This window comes from Nocardia sp. NPDC005825, assembly GCF_040630175.1.
GTDB lineage: Bacteria > Actinomycetota > Actinomycetes > Mycobacteriales > Mycobacteriaceae > Nocardia.
In genome coordinates, this window is the sequence record NZ_JBEXXC010000015.1 from 43516 (window position 1) to 59588 (window position 16073).

A 16073-nucleotide genomic window follows, 5' to 3' on the forward strand; every position below is an offset into this window, starting at 1 on the left:
TGGCGAACAGAGGTATTCAGTTGTGGGACAGGAAGAATGGGAGAGGTGACGGAATGTCAGAGGCCGACGTAGTTGTCGGCGAAGAAGTCCTGGTGCGCCCGCGATACCGAGAGATCGCGCAGGCGGGACCGGCGCAGGACGCGCTGGTAGTCGGCGTGCGGATCCGCGGCGACGGGAGGATGGAGCAGATCGATCATCCAGTGCGAAAACTCTTGGGCCCGTTCGATCAACGGGCTGTAGTCGGCCGAATAGCGCGCGACACCGGCGGTATCGCCGCCACGCAAGGCGGAGGTCAGCGCCCGCGCGAGCAACTCCGCACCCAGGATCGCCAGATTCGCGCCCTTGGCCGCGGACGGGCTGATGGCCGTGGCGGCGTCGCCGACGAGCAGTAATCGGCCGTGCTGGAGGCGATCTCGGATCTCCGACCGCAAGCGGACCAGACCGCGTTCCACGACCGGACCGCGGCGCAACGGGCCGTGGACGCTCGCGTGCAGGCGACGGTCGAGCGCCGCCCAGACGCGCGCGTCGTCCCAGGACTCGGAAGTGTCGGCCGGATCGCATTGCAGGTAGTACCGGGTGATGTCGGGGGTGCGCGGCATCTGGCCGGCGAAGCCGTCGGGATGCACGCCGTAGAGGACGTTCGGTGAGCTCGGCGGCGCTTGGACCAGCAGTGCCAGCCAGGTGATCCCGTGATCGCGGACCGCGGTGCGCGCCGGAACCGATGGCGCGGCCACCCCGTGGCCGCCGTCGCACCCGGCGACATAGTGCCCGGTGACGCGCCGAACCCGTCCGTCGGCGTCACGAACCCGCACCCAGGGGCGCTCGGTATCGAGATCGCCGACGGCTTCGGCGACCGTCTCGAAATACATTGCGCCACCGGCCCGCAGAAATTCTGCGATCAAGTCGGATACCAGCGACTGCTGCGGGTACACCGTGTGTGGACGGCCGGAACCCCGCTTCCCGTAACACAATTCGAACCCGACCCCGGGCCCGCGGAATTCGCAGACATCGTGCTCGCGACCGTGCCGATCCAGACCGGTCGCCAACCCGTGCGCACGCAGCACCGCCACCGCGTCCGGCGCCAGAAACCCTGCCCGGGAACGATTCTCGACCCAGCGCCGGCTTCGCCGTTCCAGGACCGCGCATGCGATGCCCGCCGCTTGCAGCAGGTTCGCCAGGACCAGGCCCGCGGGTCCCGCGCCCAAAACGACTACCTCGGTGTCGATGTCGCCATTCTCGCGACCCATCGACTCCACGTTGTTCACGAAACCGTCCTAACCGAAAGGAAAGTGGTGACGCAGACGAATGCCGGGCCGATGTTACTGGGCTTGACGAGTCGAATACGGGATTGCTTCCCATCACGCGTCGCGGGCGCGCCGCGCATTCTTCACAAAAAGGACAAGTCGCACAAAAGAAATGGCGCTGGTGCCAATGCGAACGCATCGGCACCAGCGCCACAGCAGAACTGGTGAATTCGACCCTAGCCGCGCGACGGCAACCGCCACGCCTGGATCCGCTGCTCCGACAGCACCGCCAGGGCGCCGCCGGACAGCAGCTGATCCAGTCGCGGCAGCGCCTGCTTCAGCACCGTCACCTGATCGTCGACCGTGGCGTCCGCCGAGTGCAGCAGCACCACGCTCGGCGCCGACGTGCCCGCGACGAGATCGGGAATGCAGGTCCGCTCGGCGGTCACCAGGGCGCGACCACTCGACTTCGCCTGCTCCAGCGCCCGCCGATTGTCGCCACCGGACAGGCCGACATCGCGCGCGTGCGCCACGTCGTAGCCGGCGGCCTCCAGCCGTTCGGCCAGCCGGGGGCTCAGGTTCTCGTCGACCAGCAGCTTGGCGCCGACCACCACCGGCGAAAGACCCTGCAGCGCTTCGCCGTAGGTGATGTCGAGGACGGCGCCGTCCCTCAGACCGCGCAGCATGGTGTCCAGCTCGGGGTCGGCGACCAGCGGCGCGCCGGTCATCCGGCCGCGCCTGCCGAGCCCGGCCACACCGGCGGCACCCACCGCTCCGGCTCCCGCGGCCGCCAGGCCCGCCTTCCTACCGAGGTCGCCGGCGCCCGCGGCCCGGGACACGGTTCCCTTCGCGTCGAGGCCGCCCCGCCCGTCGACTCCGCCACCCGTCATCCGCACCGTGTTGCTCTGCGCATCCGCGATGCCGTCCTTGGCATTCGGAACCGGCCTGGTCGCGCCCATCGTGGCGCCCCGGCGACCCGATCCGTTGCCGCCGCGAAGCTTCCGCCAGGCCCACACCAGCAGCGCGAGCAGTCCGATGATCGCGGCCGCGATGGCCAGTAGCGCGATCAGCCACCACCAGCCGAGGTTGTTCTTGAACTTGGTGAACCAGCCCTCGGCCTTGTCGGTACTCGGCGCCGACATCCCCGGGAGTTCGAACGACCCGTCGGCCATCTTCACGCCGCCGCTGGGGAACACGATCGACCCGTCGGCCATCCTCACGGTGCCGTCGGGCAACCGCACCGCACCCTCGGGCAGCTTGAACGCACCGTCCGGCATCCGGATCACACCGTTCGCGTACTGCAGCGAACCGTCGGGCAGCCGAACCGAGCCCTCCGGCAGACTGATCGAGCCGTCGGGGAGTTTGACGGAGCCGTCAGGCAGCACCAGATTCCCATTCGGCAACTGGAAGCTACCGTCCGGCAAACGGATCGATCCGTCCGGGAGCCGCACCGTACCGTCGGGCAGGTTCACCGAGCCCTCCGGCAGGTTCACCGTGCCGCCGGGCAGCTGACCGGCCGCGCCCGGAACCATCACACCGGCCAGTGCGCCGGCCAAACTGCCTGGCACCGTGCCGAATCCGCGCTGCGGGTTCCAGGAGATCTCCACGGCGCCGCTGTCGCCGGTGAACTTCTGGGCGACGGTGCCGTCGGCGTCGACGGTCGCGGCGGCGGCCGGGAAGCCGAGTTCGGCGGCCGGTCCGCCCAGCTTGCGGTAGGCCGCGAGCATCGGACCGCGGACCACCCACGACTGCCGGGGCGACCAGTAGATGGCCGCGCCGTCGGGCGCGGAGAAGTCGTTGAACCGTCCGGTGTCGCCGGGCGTCATCGATTCGTCGTTGGTGGGGAAGCCGAGATCGCTGCCGGGCCCGCCGAGCTGCCGATAGTCGGCCAGAATGTCGCCGTAGAGGACATGCGCGCCGGTGGGCTGCGAGTAGTAGATCGCGCCGCCCGCGTAGTCGCGGACCGCGCCGCCCGCCACCTCGTGGACGTCACCGGACGGGTTGCCGAGCAAGGATCCGGCGCCGCCGAACTGCTCGTATTTCTGGGCGATCTCCTCGGCCCCGGACACCTGAGCCTGCGCCGGAGTCACCAGCAGGGCGACGCCGAGGCTCGCGGAGCAGCCGAGGAGCGCCGCCCTGCGCAACCGGACCGAACTGGACAAACCTATGTTTCGCACACCGATCCCCTTTGCCGTGAGAAGGAACGATCAGGCCCATGCACGAACGCAAGCGACCACAGCTCGCAAATCATCAGCTATCGTAGGCGAATACCCGGTTGTACCGTCGCAATCCGGGCCGTCAACCCAGCAGGTCGGCGGCTTCCATCAAATGGGCGGCGATCCGGCGCGCGGCGGCCGGGGCGAATTCCACGATCTCGTCGTGACCGACGGTGAATTCGATGATGAGCCTGCGGTCGTGGCCACAGTTGAAGGCGCACAGCTGGATCTCCACCGAGCGCAGCTCCCCCGACACCTCCACCACCCGCTTCGGGCCGTAGTGCACCCAGCCTTCGGGATCGTCGTGGCAGCGACACCAGGCCGGACAGCGCGCCGGGGAGCCGACGGTCCGATCGCACAGCGCCGCTCCGGCACACAGCGCCCGCGCGATATCGGAGGCCTGCTCGTCGGTCATCTCCACCCACAGATGCGGGGCGAACACCAGGTCCACCCGCCGGTGCCGCAGCTCCTCACCGGTCGCCCGCAGCTGCACGAAACCCGCTGATGCCGAAGTTGATACGTCATCGACGTCGAGCATCAGGCCGAAATGCGTTCCCCCGCTGTCGACTCCCGGCAGATCTGTCTCATCGTGCGCCATACACCAACTGGGACAAGCCAATCCTGTTGTCACTGCGCCCCACCCCCTTCCGTCGGCCACCTGACCGGCGCGCATTCATGACGGTAGACAACTCACACGGAAACCGCGTAGCAAATGCGAACCTCACCACAAAACACACCCCGCGCCCGGCGCGCCGCATTTATCAATCTGATACGTGTTACATCAAGTGACGATTTCCGGGCATCTCGGGGAAATAGTGCAAAAACCCTGAATATCAACTTGAGTCCCACCTACCGGAGCATGTGTCGTGGTGGTTTCGCCACGAAATTAGAACGCGTTACAGTCGCCCGAGAGCACGGCTCGGCTCACCCGCTCTTCGCCCCAGGAGGAACTCCGCAGATGTCCGCCCCCGCGCCCGACCAGAGTTGGAAACTCACGGTTTCCGACCGCGACAACGATGAGCTGACGGTGCAGCTGGAACAGTGGCTGGCCACCCGCGTCGACGCCGACGCCACGCCGCGGGTCACCGACCTGGTCAAGCCCAAGGGTGGCGGGATGTCGAGCGCCACACTGCTTTTCGACGCCGAGTGGAGCGTCGGCGGGGAATCCCGCGGCGGTCGGTTCGTGGCGCGGCTCGCGCCCGAGGCGGATTCGTTCCCGCTGTTCGAAACCTACGATCTGGAAACGCAGTTCGCCGTCATGTCGGGTGTGGCCGACGCGATCGACGCGCCGCTGCCCGGACTGCACTGGCTGGAAACCGATCCCGGCGTGCTCGGCTCGCCGTTCTTCGTCATGGGCCGCGTCGCCGGGCGGGTCTGCGAGGACAATCCGCCCTACGTCTTCACCGGCTGGCTGTTCGACGCCACGCCCGAGGAGCGGGCGGCGATCACCCGCCACACCGTCGAGGTGATCGCGCAGGTGCACGCCATCGACGAACCCGCCCGGCGCTTCCCCATGCTCGCCGGGGACGGCTCCGCGCTGCGCAGCCACTTCCAGGCCCAGCGCGACTGGTACGACTGGGCGCTCGCCCGCGACGGCTTCGGAATCCCTTTGCTGGAGCGCGCTTTCGACTGGCTCGAACGCAACTGGCCGACCGAATCCGGCGCGGACGTGCTCACCTGGGGCGACGCCCGACCCGGCAACATCATGTTCGACGGCGGCGACCCGACCGCGGTGCTGGACTGGGAGATGGCCGCCATCGGCCCGCGCGAACTCGACGTCGCGTGGCCGATCTTCATGCACCGGTTCTTCCAGGACATGGCCGTCCGCTTCGACCAGCCCGGGCTGCCGGACTTCCTGCGCCGCAGCGACGTCGAGCGGCTCTACACCGAGCGCACCGGCCACGCGCCGCAGGACATGGACTGGTACCTCCTCTACGCCGCGCTGCGCCACGGCATCGTCATGGCCCGCATCTGGCGGCGCATGATCCACTTCGGCGAGACCACCGAACCCGAGGACCGCGACGACTTCGTCATGCACCGCCCGCTGCTGGAAGCCCTGCTCGACGGCACCTACGCCTGGGACTGAGCTGGGCCCCGGAGGGCGGCCGGTCGATCGGCCCCGCGCCGCGGATCACCGATCGGCGGGCTGGGTGGCCGGTGTCCAGGCGAAACCGTCGGGGTCGGTGAAGGTTTCGGAGCCGCCGATGGCGAGCCGGTGGGAGCCGGTGCCGTCGGCGGGCACGCCCGCGTCCTTGGCGAGTGCGCGGCGCTTGTAGAGGGCCAGCTTGATCGAACCCGAGCCGGTGTCGAATTCGACGTACACGGGGCCGAAGCTCTTGGCCACGGGCAGGCCGTGATCGACGTAGAAGCGCTTGGCGGCACCGATATTCGCGACGCCGAGCAGCAGGACCAGGGACTCGAAACGCTTGGTCGCGGGGCCCGAGTTCTTCTTGGCGGACGTGGCGACCTTCCAGATCGCGCCGTCGGGGGCCTGGACCACGCCGCCGTAACCCCACATCGACTTGGCCGCGGGCTTCAGCACCGTCGCGCCCGCGGCGACGGCCGCGTCCAGGTAGGCGTCGGCGTCGGCGGGCTGGGCGACGGTCAGGGACAGGGTGTAGCCACGGAAGCCCGTGCTGGGCTCCTGGGCGGCGCGGAACCGCAGCTCGGTGTCCAGGCCGAAGGCGGTGGCGTAGAAGTGGGCGGCCGCCTCGGGATCGGCGACATCGAGAGTGATGAATTCGATGGAGGTCATGTCCACGACGCTACGGTCGCGGGCCTGACCAGTGCTTCTCGATTCCTGATCAGTCCGCGACCGCGCGGTGGGCTCCGTCACTCCCGGCTAGGTCACCGAGTCCAGCGAGGAGAAGACGACCACGTTCGACAGGTAGCTCTTGGCGTTCTTGTCGAAGTCGCCGCCGCAGGTGACGACCTGCAGGGTCGCGCCGCCGCGGGGGCCGAACACGGTCTGGTCGGGGAACTCCGACTTCAGGTACATCCGCACATCGGTGACCTTGAAGTGCGCGATCTTGCCGTCGGCGCGGGTCACGTCGATCATGTCGTCCTTCTTGACCTTCTTCAGGGCGAAGAACACGCCCGGGCCCTTGTAGGAGTCGACGTGGCCGAGGATGACCGACGAGCCCTGCTCGCCCGGGGCCGGACCCTGCTGGTACCAGGCGGCCTGCTGATAGTCCGCGGGCACCTGGACCGAGCCATCGGCATTGAGCCCCACCGAGATCAGCGATCCGGCGGCATTGATCGAGGGAATCGAGAACGACACCGGGGTGGACCGGGTGATCGACCCCGCGGTCTTCACCGCGACCGTGGTCGGCACCCGCGAGGTCGACGGCGCGTCCGAACCGCCGGAGGAACCGCACCCCGAGACCAGGGCCGCGGTGACCGCCAGCACCGCGGCCACGGCGGCCAGCGGTCTGCGGCGGACCGGCTTCGTGCTCATCATGTTTCGGCGTTCGATCATCATCGGGCGCCCGCCATGCCGCCCGCACCGGTCTCCGGCGCGCCCTTCGGAATCTTGTAGCCGCCCACGGGGACCGCGTCGGTCGCCGCGATGCCGCCGGGGATGCCGGTGCTCGCGCCGACCGGAATCGTCATGCCGTTCACCACATCCGCGCCCGCGGCCGCGCCACCGGAGACGGTCAGGTCGACACCGCCCAGGCCACCGCCCTGCGCCTCACCACCGATATTGGTGTTGCCGCCCACCTGCACACCGCCATTGGCATTGCCACCGGTCTGCACACCGCCACCGATCTGCACGCCACCGTTGGCATTGCCGCCGGTCTGCACGCCCCCGCCGATCTGCACGCCACCATTGGCGTTGCCGCCGGTCTGCACACCGCCACCGAGGTCCAGGCCGCCATTGGCATTGCCACCGGTCTGCACGCCCCCGCCGATGTCCAAGCCGCCATTGGCATTCCCGCCGGTCTGCACACCGCCACCGATATCGAGGCCGCCACCGGCGTTCCCGCCCGTCTGGACGCCGCCGCCGACATCCACACCGCCGCCCGCGTTTCCGCCGGCCTGCGTGTTTCCGCCGACCTGCACGCCACCATTGGCATTCCCGCCGGCCTGCGTGTTTCCGCCGACCTGCACGCCACCGTTGGCATTGCCACCGGCCTGCGTATTGCCGCCGACCTGCACGCCACCATTGGCATTCCCGCCGGCTTGGGTGTTACCGCCCGCCTGGACGCCACCATTGGCATTGCCACCGGCTTGGGTGTTACCGCCGGCCTGCACGCCACCATTGGCGTTTCCGCCCACGTGGGCGCCGGTGTTCACGTCGACGCCGAGCCCGCCCGGGCCGACATTGACATCGACGCCGAGGCCGAGGCCCGGGGCGGGCGCGGTGGTCGTGGGGTCAGCGGTGGCTGACGGCGCGCAGAGAGCTACGGCCGCGGCGATGACCACGGCAGCCGGGAATGTCCTTGCCGACATTGATGTATTCGCTTCCAGACGTCGTTATTCGATTGCCTTGCCGTCGAATCACGCGGGCCGGGCGTTACCGACTGGTCGGCCTGGAAGCTGAGAACTAGCGACAATTAGGGGGTCCCGAGACCGGACGACTGCACAACCCCCTAACGGACATTCAGCACAAACCGGTGAAATCCCCTAATACCCTGTGAAATTGATCCGAATCACACCCGGTCGACCGCGGCCTGCCGCGTCGCCCCGGTACCGATAGCTGCGAGGTGCTCCGAGCCGTGGATCACATCGGTGAAGGCACGGGCGACGGTATCGCCCTCCAGCTCCTGCTCACAGCGCCGCGCCAGCTCGTGCCGGTCGGTGTCCGGGAGCAGCTGCGGGCGCAGGGTGATCTCGGCGACCACGCCCTTGGACCGCAGCACCCGCCGGAACGAGTCCGCCAGCGAGTCCACGCCGACGAAGCCGGGAACCGTGGACTTTTCGCCATCGCGCCCCACATAGCGGAACCGCAGGGGCTGCACCGGCGCACCGGAATCGATGGCCGCCTGGAACAGCGCCGGCCGCAGGGTCCCGTGGGCGCGGCCACACCAGGTGGTGCCCTCGGGGAAGAACGCGATGGGCTCGCCGGCGGACAGTCGCCGGGCCATGACGTCGATGACCGACGGCAGCTGCCGCAGCTTCTCACGGTCGATCGGGATCACCCGGACCCGCTTGGCGACCTCGCCCAGGGCCGGCCACTCCACCAGGTCGGCGCGGGCCACGAAACCCATGGGCGACACGGCGGTCAGCGCGAGGATGTCGGTCCAGCCGATGTGGTGGGCCACCACCAGGACACCGCCCTCACGACGGTCCCCGGGTGCGCGGTCGTCGGTGATCCGGACCCGAATTCCGCAGCAGGCCAACAGGGCTCGCGCATAGCGGCGCTGCAGACCGGTACGGCGGCGACGCGGCGTGACGATATGGGCGATCGGGAAACTCAGCAGCACCCCCGCGATGCCGAGCACGCGGGCCGTGACCCGCAGCGTGCCCGCCTCAGCGGGAGAGTCGACACACGAAGCGCCGCACGGGCTGTGGGGCATCCAGGAGTGGGCGGTGGGCTCGGCCGGCGGGCACGAGAGCGCACCGGCCTCCGGGGAGAGCAGAGCGGGCATCATGGGATATCACCGGGCATCCAGGCTGTTGGCCGCGCCCTGCAGGCGCTCCAGGTAGCGGGTGTTGATGGTCTCGAGGCCGAGCAGCGCGACGAAGTCGGCCACCGCGAACTCCGGGTCGTGGGCCGGCTCACCGCAGATCTCCGCGCCCAGGCGTAGGTAGCCGCTCAGCAGCGGCGGCAGCTTCGGACGGGCCGGGGCCGCCAGCTCGTCCAGGCCGCGGCCGTCCACCACGACCGGGTTGTACGGGCGCACATGGCGTTCCGCGTCCAGCGCGTGCTTGCGCAGCAGCAGATCGCGCACACCGCGCACGTTCACGCCGGGCTCGTCCTCGGGCGTCATCCGCATGGGGACCGAGACGCAGCCCATCACCCAGTCGTAGCCGGTGAGCTGGATGTAGTGCAGGATGCCCGCCCACATGAGGGTGAGCACCGAGCCGTTGCGGTGGTCGGGGACCACACAGGCGCGGCCCATCTCGACGATCCGGTGACCGACGGGATCCAGTGCGGCCAAATCGAATTCGGTGGCGGTGTAGTAGCCGCCGGCGGCGGTCACCTTGTCCGGGGGCAGCATGCGGTAGCAGCCGACGAACTGATCGGTGAGCTCGTCGCGCACCAGCAGGTGGTCGCAGTGGTCGTCGAAACGGTCGGCGTCCAGGCCGGTTCCGTTGTCGGGGATGGTGAACCCCGGCTCATTGGCGAACACCTGGTAGCGCAGGCGCTGCGCGGCCTCACGATGCTCGGCATCGGAGGAGACGACCAGGGAGTACTGGGACCGTCCGGTGGTGCGGGGCGGTTCCGGGGCGGGCTTCGACGCGGCTGCCAGCAGGCTGGAATTCGACGCTGCCATCGTGGTCATAGCCTTGATCAAGCCAGTCCCAGACTGCGTCGGAGCGTCCGCGGGATTACCTGTCGATGCCAGTCCGGTGAACGCGACGCAGACCGCACCGGGAGTTCATCGAAGCGCCTCTGAACGTTCTCTACCAGGACAAACGCTCGTATCCCTGATGGGTACCGGCGGGTAGGAAACCCGTTGCCGCGGACCCGGAACCGGGTGGCGAGCCCTCGGCGATGCGGAAGAGGCCAGCCTACGCCACCGTCGGTGAAGCGTGCATCCCGGGGGTCCAGTTCCGGAACGGATGCGGGTCAGTTCCGGAAGAGGAGGGCGGCGTCACCGAATTCGTGCCACAGATAACCGGAATCGAGCGCGGCGCGGTACGCCTCGCGGACCACGTCCCCGCCCGCCACCGCTTCCAGCAGATGCAGATGCGAGGCGCCCGGGGCATGCCACCCGGTGATCAGCCCGTCCACCACCCGCGCCGGGCGGTCGGCGCTCAGCACCAGCTCGGTCCACCCGGCCATCGGCAGCACCCGGCCGTCGACGGTGGCGGCGGATTCGAGCGCCCGCGTCACCGTGGTCCCGACCGCCACCACCCGGCCACCCGCTTGCCGAGTGGCCTCGACCAGCCGCGCGGTCATCTCCGGCACCTCGAACCGCTCCGGACTGGGCGGCTCCCCGGTCTCCGGCGAGGACACGCCCGTGTGCAGGGTGATCGGGGCCAGCCCGACGCCGCCCGCGATCAGACCCGTCACCAGCGCCTCACTGAAAGGCCGCCCGGCACTGGGCATTTCGGCGCTACCGGGAACCGTCCCGAACACCGTCCGGTAGTAGGACGCCGACCAGCGCTCGGCCACATAGGAATAGGTGATCGGCCGACCGTGCCGGGCGAGCATCGTGCGGACGTCGATATCGATGCCGCCGGGCACCGCGGCCACCTCGGCGACCCACAGCCGATCCCCGTCCGGCAGCCACGGGGCGCGCATCGTGGCGACCTGACCGCCCGGAAGCGCGAGGCGCGCACCGGCTTCCACCGCGGCCCCGCGCCACGGGACCCCCGCCGGGTCGCGCAGTTCCACCACCCAGCCGCCGTCGTCCAGCCAGGTCGAGAAGTGCAGGACCGCCGACGCACCGCCGTACTCGGCGTCCACGGCCGCGGTGATCATGGCGGAGTTGTTGAACACCACCAGATCCCCCGGCCGCAGGAAGGACGGCAGCTCCCGGAACCGCGCATGGGTGAGCGACGGGCCGTCGGACACCAGCAGGCGCACCTCGTCGCGGGCCAGGCCACGCGCCTCCGGCGGAGCGGCAGCCGACAATTCCTCCGGCAGGACGAAATCGACGGCGGCGGATTCGAGGGCCACACCGCCACCGGCCACCGGCGGCCCGTCCACCGCGTTCACGCTGATCGTCATGGCGCGACTCGCATGTCCGAGGCGAGGTAGCGGCCGCTCGGGGGGCGGGTTTCCAGGAGGTTCAGCAGGGCCGGGACGACGGTTTCCGGTTCGGGGCGGTCGGAGATGTCCTCGCCGGGGAAGGCCGCCTGGTGCATCTCGGTGCGCATGTCGCCGGGGTCGAAGCTGTAGATGCGCAGGGCGGGGTTCTCGGCGGCGAGGACATTGGTGAGTTGGTCCAGCGCCGCCTTGGACGCGCCGTAGCCGCCCCAGCCCTCGTAGCCGCCCACGGCCGCGTCGGAGCTGATATCCACCACGGTGCCGCCCGCGATGCGCAGGGCGGGCAGGGTGAGTTGCAGGATCGCCAGGGGCGCGATCACATTCGTGTCGAGGACGGTCGCCAGCTCGTCGAGGGGGTACCGGTCCAGCCTCGGCAGCGGACTGGGGCCCAGCGTGCTGGCGTTGTTGAGGAGCAGGTCCAGTCGCCGCGATCCGACGGCCCGCGCGATGCGGTCCCGGACCTCGGGGTCGGCGACATCCCCCGCGATGGCGTGCGCACCGGTCGCGGCCCGCACTCGTTCGAGCCGATCCGCGCCGCGCGCGACGATGATCAACTCCCAGTTCCGCTCGGCGAGCGCGAGCGCGACCGCCCGGCCGAAGCCCGCCGACGCCCCGGTGACCAGGGCCCTTCTCGTGTTCTCAGGCATACCGCCATCGTGAAACCTGAAGTGCTGTTCAGGTCAATGACTTTTCGCCCGCAGCGAAGAACCGGGGACACGGCCCATCGCTCCGACCCGTGCGGGCCGGAGCGATGGGCGGTGTCCCCGATGCGTCGGTCAGGCGTTCTCCCGCGCGAAACTGCGCGAGGCGACCAGGATCAGCAGCAGCGACACCGCCACCGTCACCGCGGTCCCCAGGTACACCTCGTGCGCCCCGAAGTCGCCGCGGAACAGCGCCCGCGCCGCGTCCACGGTGTGCGAGAACGGATTCACCTTCGCCAGGTTCTGCAACCAGGTCGGCCCCACCGTCATCGGCAGCAGGATGCCCGACAGCAGCATGACCGGCACCGACACCGAGTTCAGCAGCGAGGCCAGGGTGTCCTCCGAACGCGCCCACAGGCCCAGCGCGTACGAGGCGGACGCCAGGCCCGCGCCCATGACCGCGATCAGCGCCAGCGACAGCACCAGCCCCAGCGGGTCGGGCCGCAGCCCGAAGGCCAGCGCGGCCACGCCGACCAACACCAGCGCCTGCGCCACCAGCACCACCATGTCCTTGAGCACCCGGCCCAGCAGCAGCGCGCCGCGCGAGGCGGGCGTGACCCGCTGCCGCTCGACCACGCCCGCGCGCAGCTCGCCCACGATGCCGAAGCCGACGAACAGCGCGCCGAACAAACCGATCTGGATCACCAGGGCCGGGGTCAGGATCTTCCACGGGTCCGCGCCCGGGCCCAGCGCGGGCGCGATGCCCTTCACCAGCGGCCCGAACAGCACCAGGTAGATGATCGGCTGCATCAGGCCGATGATCACCCACACCGGATTGCGCAGGTTGGCCCGCAGCTGGGACCAGAAGATCAGCCCCGTGTCGCGCAGGAATGTCATGACCGGTCTCCTTCCCGGAGCGAACGCCCGGTGAGCGTGAGGAATACGTCGTCGAGGCTGGGGCGCTTGACGGTGAGCGAACCGGGCGTGATGCCGCGATCGCCGAGGGCGCGCAGCAGCGGAACCACCGCGGCGTCACCGTGTTCCACGGTCAGGTGCACGAGACTCCGTCCGGCGTGGCCGTTCTCGTGGCCCTCGGTGCGCAGCCGGGAGCGCAGGTCGAGGACTTCCTGTGCGATGTCCATGGCCAGATCGGCACTGCCGGACTCGATTTCGAGGCTGATCACGTCACCGGAGATGCGGCGCTTGAGCTCGTCGGGCGTGCCCTCGGCGACGATGGCGCCGTGGTCCATCACCAGGATGCGGTCGCACAGCGCGTCCGCCTCCTCCAGATAGTGGGTGGTCAGCACGACCGTGGTGCCCTCGTCGCGCAGCCGCCGGATGTGGTCCCACAGGTTGGCGCGACTCTGCGGATCCAGGCCCGTGGTGGGTTCGTCGAGGTAGATGAGGGTGGGCTGATGGACCAGGCCCAGGGCGATATCGACCCGCCGGCGCTGACCGCCGGAGAGCTGACCGCACTTGCGCCGCTCCAGGCCGTCGAACTCCAGGGCCTTGGCCAGGTCGGCCGTGTTGCGCTCGGCCTCCGCCTTGGACAGCCCGAAAAGCCTGGCCTGCAGGATCAATTCGTCCTCGACCAGTTCGGTCTCACCGGTCGATCCGCCCTGCGGCACGTACCCGATCCGGGAACGCACGGTGCGCGCCTCGGTGCGCAGGTCCGCGCCGACCACGGTGGCCTCGCCCGCGGTGGGGGCGAGCAGGGTCGAGATCATGCGCAGGGTGGTGGTCTTGCCCGCGCCGTTGGGGCCGAGCAGACCGATGATCTCCCCGTAGCGCACGTCGAAGTCGATACCGGAGACCGCTTGCACGTCACCGGTTTTGGTCGCGAAGGTCCGGGCCAGCCCACGGACCCGGATCACCGGGTCGGTGGGTTCACCGCGAACGGGTGCTGTCGTATCCACACCACAACCGTAGAAACGACTTTTCAAATAGTCAAGCTTGACTATTAAAACTTGACTAATGCTCGTGCGGCCCCCGGCTACTTCACCGGCGGCGGCACCGGAGCCCCGCCCATGGTTCCCGACCAGGCATCCAGCTCACCGCTCTCGATCCGCCGCAATGTCCGCCGCGACCACTCCAGATCCGCCCGCACATGCGCCGCCGCCAGATTCATCGCATCCGCCACGTGATGCGGCTCCGCCTCCCGCGGATCCCCGCTGCCCGCCAGAATCCGCGCCTCCTCCCGCTCCAGGAACACCAGCCGCGCCTCGAACTGGAGGATCCGGCTGCGCAGCGCGGCCATCACGTCCTCCTTCGGCGCGTGCGGAAACAGCGCCACCGTCGCGAAATACGGATGCTTGAACCCCTCCGCCACGAACAGCGACTCCCGCATCAACTCCCCGAATTCCTTCTCCCCCTCCGAGGTCAGCCGATACGTCCGCCGCTCCGGGCGCGCACCCTCCTGCCCCACGTCCTCCACCGAGATGTACCCATCCCGCTCCAGGGTGTTCAACGCGCCGTACACCGAACCGGGCTTCACATTGGCCCAGTCGTCGGCATGCCAGGACAGCAATTCGCGGCGGACGTCGTAGCCGTGCACGGGTTGCAGCAGACGCACCACCGCCAGCACCAGCAATCGGGTTGTAGGAACAGCCATATTCGCAGGTTAACTCTCCCCACACGCGAAACGAGCCGCCCGGTGATCCACCGGGCGGCTCGTTTCGCGATACCGGGGTCAGGCGGCTACGCGCTCCCGATCGGGAGTCTTTGCCGCCGAACCCTTTTCGACCTCACCGAAGCCGGGACGGCCGCTGCCGATGAACGCCACCAGCCACGACAGCACCGCGGCGAAGCGGTTGCGGAAGCCGACCAGGTAGAACAGGTGCACCGCCAGCCAGGTCACCCAGGCCACGAAACCGGTGAACTTCACCTTGTCGTTCAGCTTGGTGACGGCGTTGAAGCGGTTGATCACCGCCATCGAACCCTTGTCCCAGTACCGGAACGGGGTGGCGGCGGCCTTCTTGCCGCGGATGATGTCGGCCACGTGGCGGCCCTCCTGCATGGCCACCGGCGATTGGCCGGGGTAGCCGTTGAGGAAGGTCATGTCACCGATCGCGAAGATGTCGGCGTGACCGCCCACGGTGCAATCCGGGTTGATGAGAAGACGCCCGGCACGGTCGGTTTCGCAGCCGGTGGCCTCCGCCAGCACCTGGGCGAAGCCGCCCGCCTGCACACCCGCCGACCACACCACGGTCTCGGCGGCGATGCCGCGCTCCACACCGTCCTTGCTCTTGACGGTGACCTTGCCGTCCTCGATGTCGGTCACGAAGGTGTCGACCAGCACCTCGACGCCGCTCTGCTCCAACGACCGCTTCGAATACTCCGAGAGCCGTCCACCGAAGGGCGGCAGCACCACGCCCGCACCCTCCACGAGAGTGACCGTATCCTCCAGGTGGAAGTACCTTTTCGCGAGCTCCTTCAGCTGACCGGCGACCTCGACGCCGGTCGCGCCCGCGCCCACCACCACGAAGCTGAGCAGCCGCCGGCGCGTCTCCGGGTCGGCGGTCTTGGCCTGCTCGAAGACGCGCTCGATCTGGGCCCGCAGATTGCGGGCGTCGTCGATGGTCTTGAGCGAGAACGTCTTGTCGGCGAAGTCGTCACGGCCGAAATAGGACTGGCTGGCGCCGGTCGCCGCGATCAGCTTGCCGTAACGGATTTTGCGCGGGCCCTCGGGCGTCTCGTAGGTGAGGATCGCGTTCGGGGCATCGATGGCGGTGACCTTGCCCAGACGGGTCTCACCGTGCTTGTGCTTGCGCAGAATATTGGCGATGGGCGGCGCGATCTCATCGGAAGCCAGCACACCCGTCGCAACCTGATAGAGGAGTGGCTGGAAGAGGTGTTCGGGGGTACCCGAGATGAGGACGTAGCGCACGCCCGACTTGTTCAGCTGTTTGGCGGCGGCGAGACCACCGAAGCCCGATCCGACGATGACGACATCGGCGGTTTCGATATCCGCCTCCACGTTGTACATGACTGCTCCCTTCTCTCATGACTAACCGTGATTCGGAACGCGGTTGTTCCAGGGGTCAGGGCGCATAATCAAGATGACTCTTATCTACGTTGATCATGAATTGGA

The 16073-nt window shown here is 69.0% G+C and carries 15 protein-coding genes; 1 reads left to right on the forward strand and 14 read right to left on the reverse strand.

Features of this window, described 5'->3' with window-relative positions:
• Positions 1 to 56: 56 nt before the first annotated feature.
• The 3 genes from ABZ382_RS30705 to ABZ382_RS30715 all read right to left on the reverse strand — a co-directional run bounded on the left by ABZ382_RS30705 (position 57) and on the right by ABZ382_RS30715 (position 4058).
• Complete coding sequence (locus ABZ382_RS30705; protein ID WP_357096181.1) at positions 57 to 1247, reverse strand: 4-hydroxybenzoate 3-monooxygenase; 1191 nt, start codon at positions 1245 to 1247, stop codon at positions 57 to 59.
• 233 nt (positions 1248 to 1480) lie between these two features.
• On the reverse strand, positions 1481 to 3421 hold the full coding sequence (locus ABZ382_RS30710; protein ID WP_357096183.1) for a DUF5615 family PIN-like protein: 1941 nt from the start codon (positions 3419 to 3421) through the stop codon (positions 1481 to 1483).
• Positions 3422 to 3542: 121 nt separating this feature from the next.
• Positions 3543 to 4058, reverse strand: a complete 516-nt coding sequence (locus tag ABZ382_RS30715; protein ID WP_357096186.1) for a hypothetical protein — start codon at positions 4056 to 4058, stop codon at positions 3543 to 3545.
• Between the two features lie 360 nt (positions 4059 to 4418).
• On the opposite strand from ABZ382_RS30715, the gene ABZ382_RS30720 reads away from it, so the two are divergent.
• The gene (locus ABZ382_RS30720) at positions 4419 to 5546 is read left to right on the forward strand and encodes a phosphotransferase family protein (RefSeq protein WP_357096189.1); all 1128 of its coding nucleotides are present in this window, start codon (positions 4419 to 4421) and stop codon (positions 5544 to 5546) included.
• A 45-nt stretch (positions 5547 to 5591) separates the two neighbouring features.
• Here ABZ382_RS30720 and ABZ382_RS30725 read toward each other — a convergent pair whose 3' ends face one another.
• The 11 genes from ABZ382_RS30725 to ABZ382_RS30775 all read right to left on the reverse strand — a co-directional run bounded on the left by ABZ382_RS30725 (position 5592) and on the right by ABZ382_RS30775 (position 15968).
• The gene (locus tag ABZ382_RS30725; protein ID WP_357096192.1) at positions 5592 to 6215 is read right to left on the reverse strand and encodes a VOC family protein; all 624 of its coding nucleotides are present in this window, start codon (positions 6213 to 6215) and stop codon (positions 5592 to 5594) included.
• A gap of 87 nt (positions 6216 to 6302) precedes the next feature.
• Positions 6303 to 6920: a class F sortase gene (locus ABZ382_RS30730; RefSeq protein ID WP_357096194.1), complete on the reverse strand. Its 618-nt coding sequence runs from the start codon at positions 6918 to 6920 to the stop codon at positions 6303 to 6305.
• A gap of 17 nt (positions 6921 to 6937) precedes the next feature.
• Positions 6938 to 7912: a hypothetical protein gene (locus ABZ382_RS30735; RefSeq protein ID WP_357096197.1), complete on the reverse strand. Its 975-nt coding sequence runs from the start codon at positions 7910 to 7912 to the stop codon at positions 6938 to 6940.
• A gap of 200 nt (positions 7913 to 8112) precedes the next feature.
• A complete protein-coding gene (locus ABZ382_RS30740) occupies positions 8113 to 9054 on the reverse strand; it encodes a lysophospholipid acyltransferase family protein (RefSeq protein WP_357096200.1) in 942 nt (313 codons plus the stop codon).
• Between the two features lie 6 nt (positions 9055 to 9060).
• Complete coding sequence (locus tag ABZ382_RS30745; RefSeq protein ID WP_357096203.1) at positions 9061 to 9909, reverse strand: GNAT family N-acyltransferase; 849 nt, start codon at positions 9907 to 9909, stop codon at positions 9061 to 9063.
• Positions 9910 to 10196: 287 nt separating this feature from the next.
• Entirely contained in the window at positions 10197 to 11303 is a 1107-nt protein-coding gene (locus tag ABZ382_RS30750; protein ID WP_357096206.1) for an S-adenosylmethionine:tRNA ribosyltransferase-isomerase, read from the reverse strand.
• A complete protein-coding gene (locus tag ABZ382_RS30755) occupies positions 11300 to 11989 on the reverse strand; it encodes an SDR family oxidoreductase (RefSeq protein WP_357096209.1) in 690 nt (229 codons plus the stop codon). Before ABZ382_RS30755 ends, ABZ382_RS30750 begins: the two co-directional genes overlap by 4 nt.
• Before the next feature lie 129 nt (positions 11990 to 12118).
• Positions 12119 to 12880, reverse strand: a complete 762-nt coding sequence (locus ABZ382_RS30760) for an ABC transporter permease (RefSeq protein WP_357096211.1) — start codon at positions 12878 to 12880, stop codon at positions 12119 to 12121.
• On the reverse strand, positions 12877 to 13899 hold the full coding sequence (locus tag ABZ382_RS30765) for an ATP-binding cassette domain-containing protein (RefSeq protein ID WP_357096214.1): 1023 nt from the start codon (positions 13897 to 13899) through the stop codon (positions 12877 to 12879). Before ABZ382_RS30765 ends, ABZ382_RS30760 begins: the two co-directional genes overlap by 4 nt.
• A 77-nt stretch (positions 13900 to 13976) precedes the next feature.
• Complete coding sequence (locus tag ABZ382_RS30770; RefSeq protein WP_357096216.1) at positions 13977 to 14594, reverse strand: PadR family transcriptional regulator; 618 nt, start codon at positions 14592 to 14594, stop codon at positions 13977 to 13979.
• Positions 14595 to 14672: 78 nt separating this feature from the next.
• On the reverse strand, positions 14673 to 15968 hold the full coding sequence (locus ABZ382_RS30775) for an NAD(P)/FAD-dependent oxidoreductase (RefSeq protein ID WP_357096219.1): 1296 nt from the start codon (positions 15966 to 15968) through the stop codon (positions 14673 to 14675).
• Positions 15969 to 16073 lie beyond the last annotated feature (105 nt).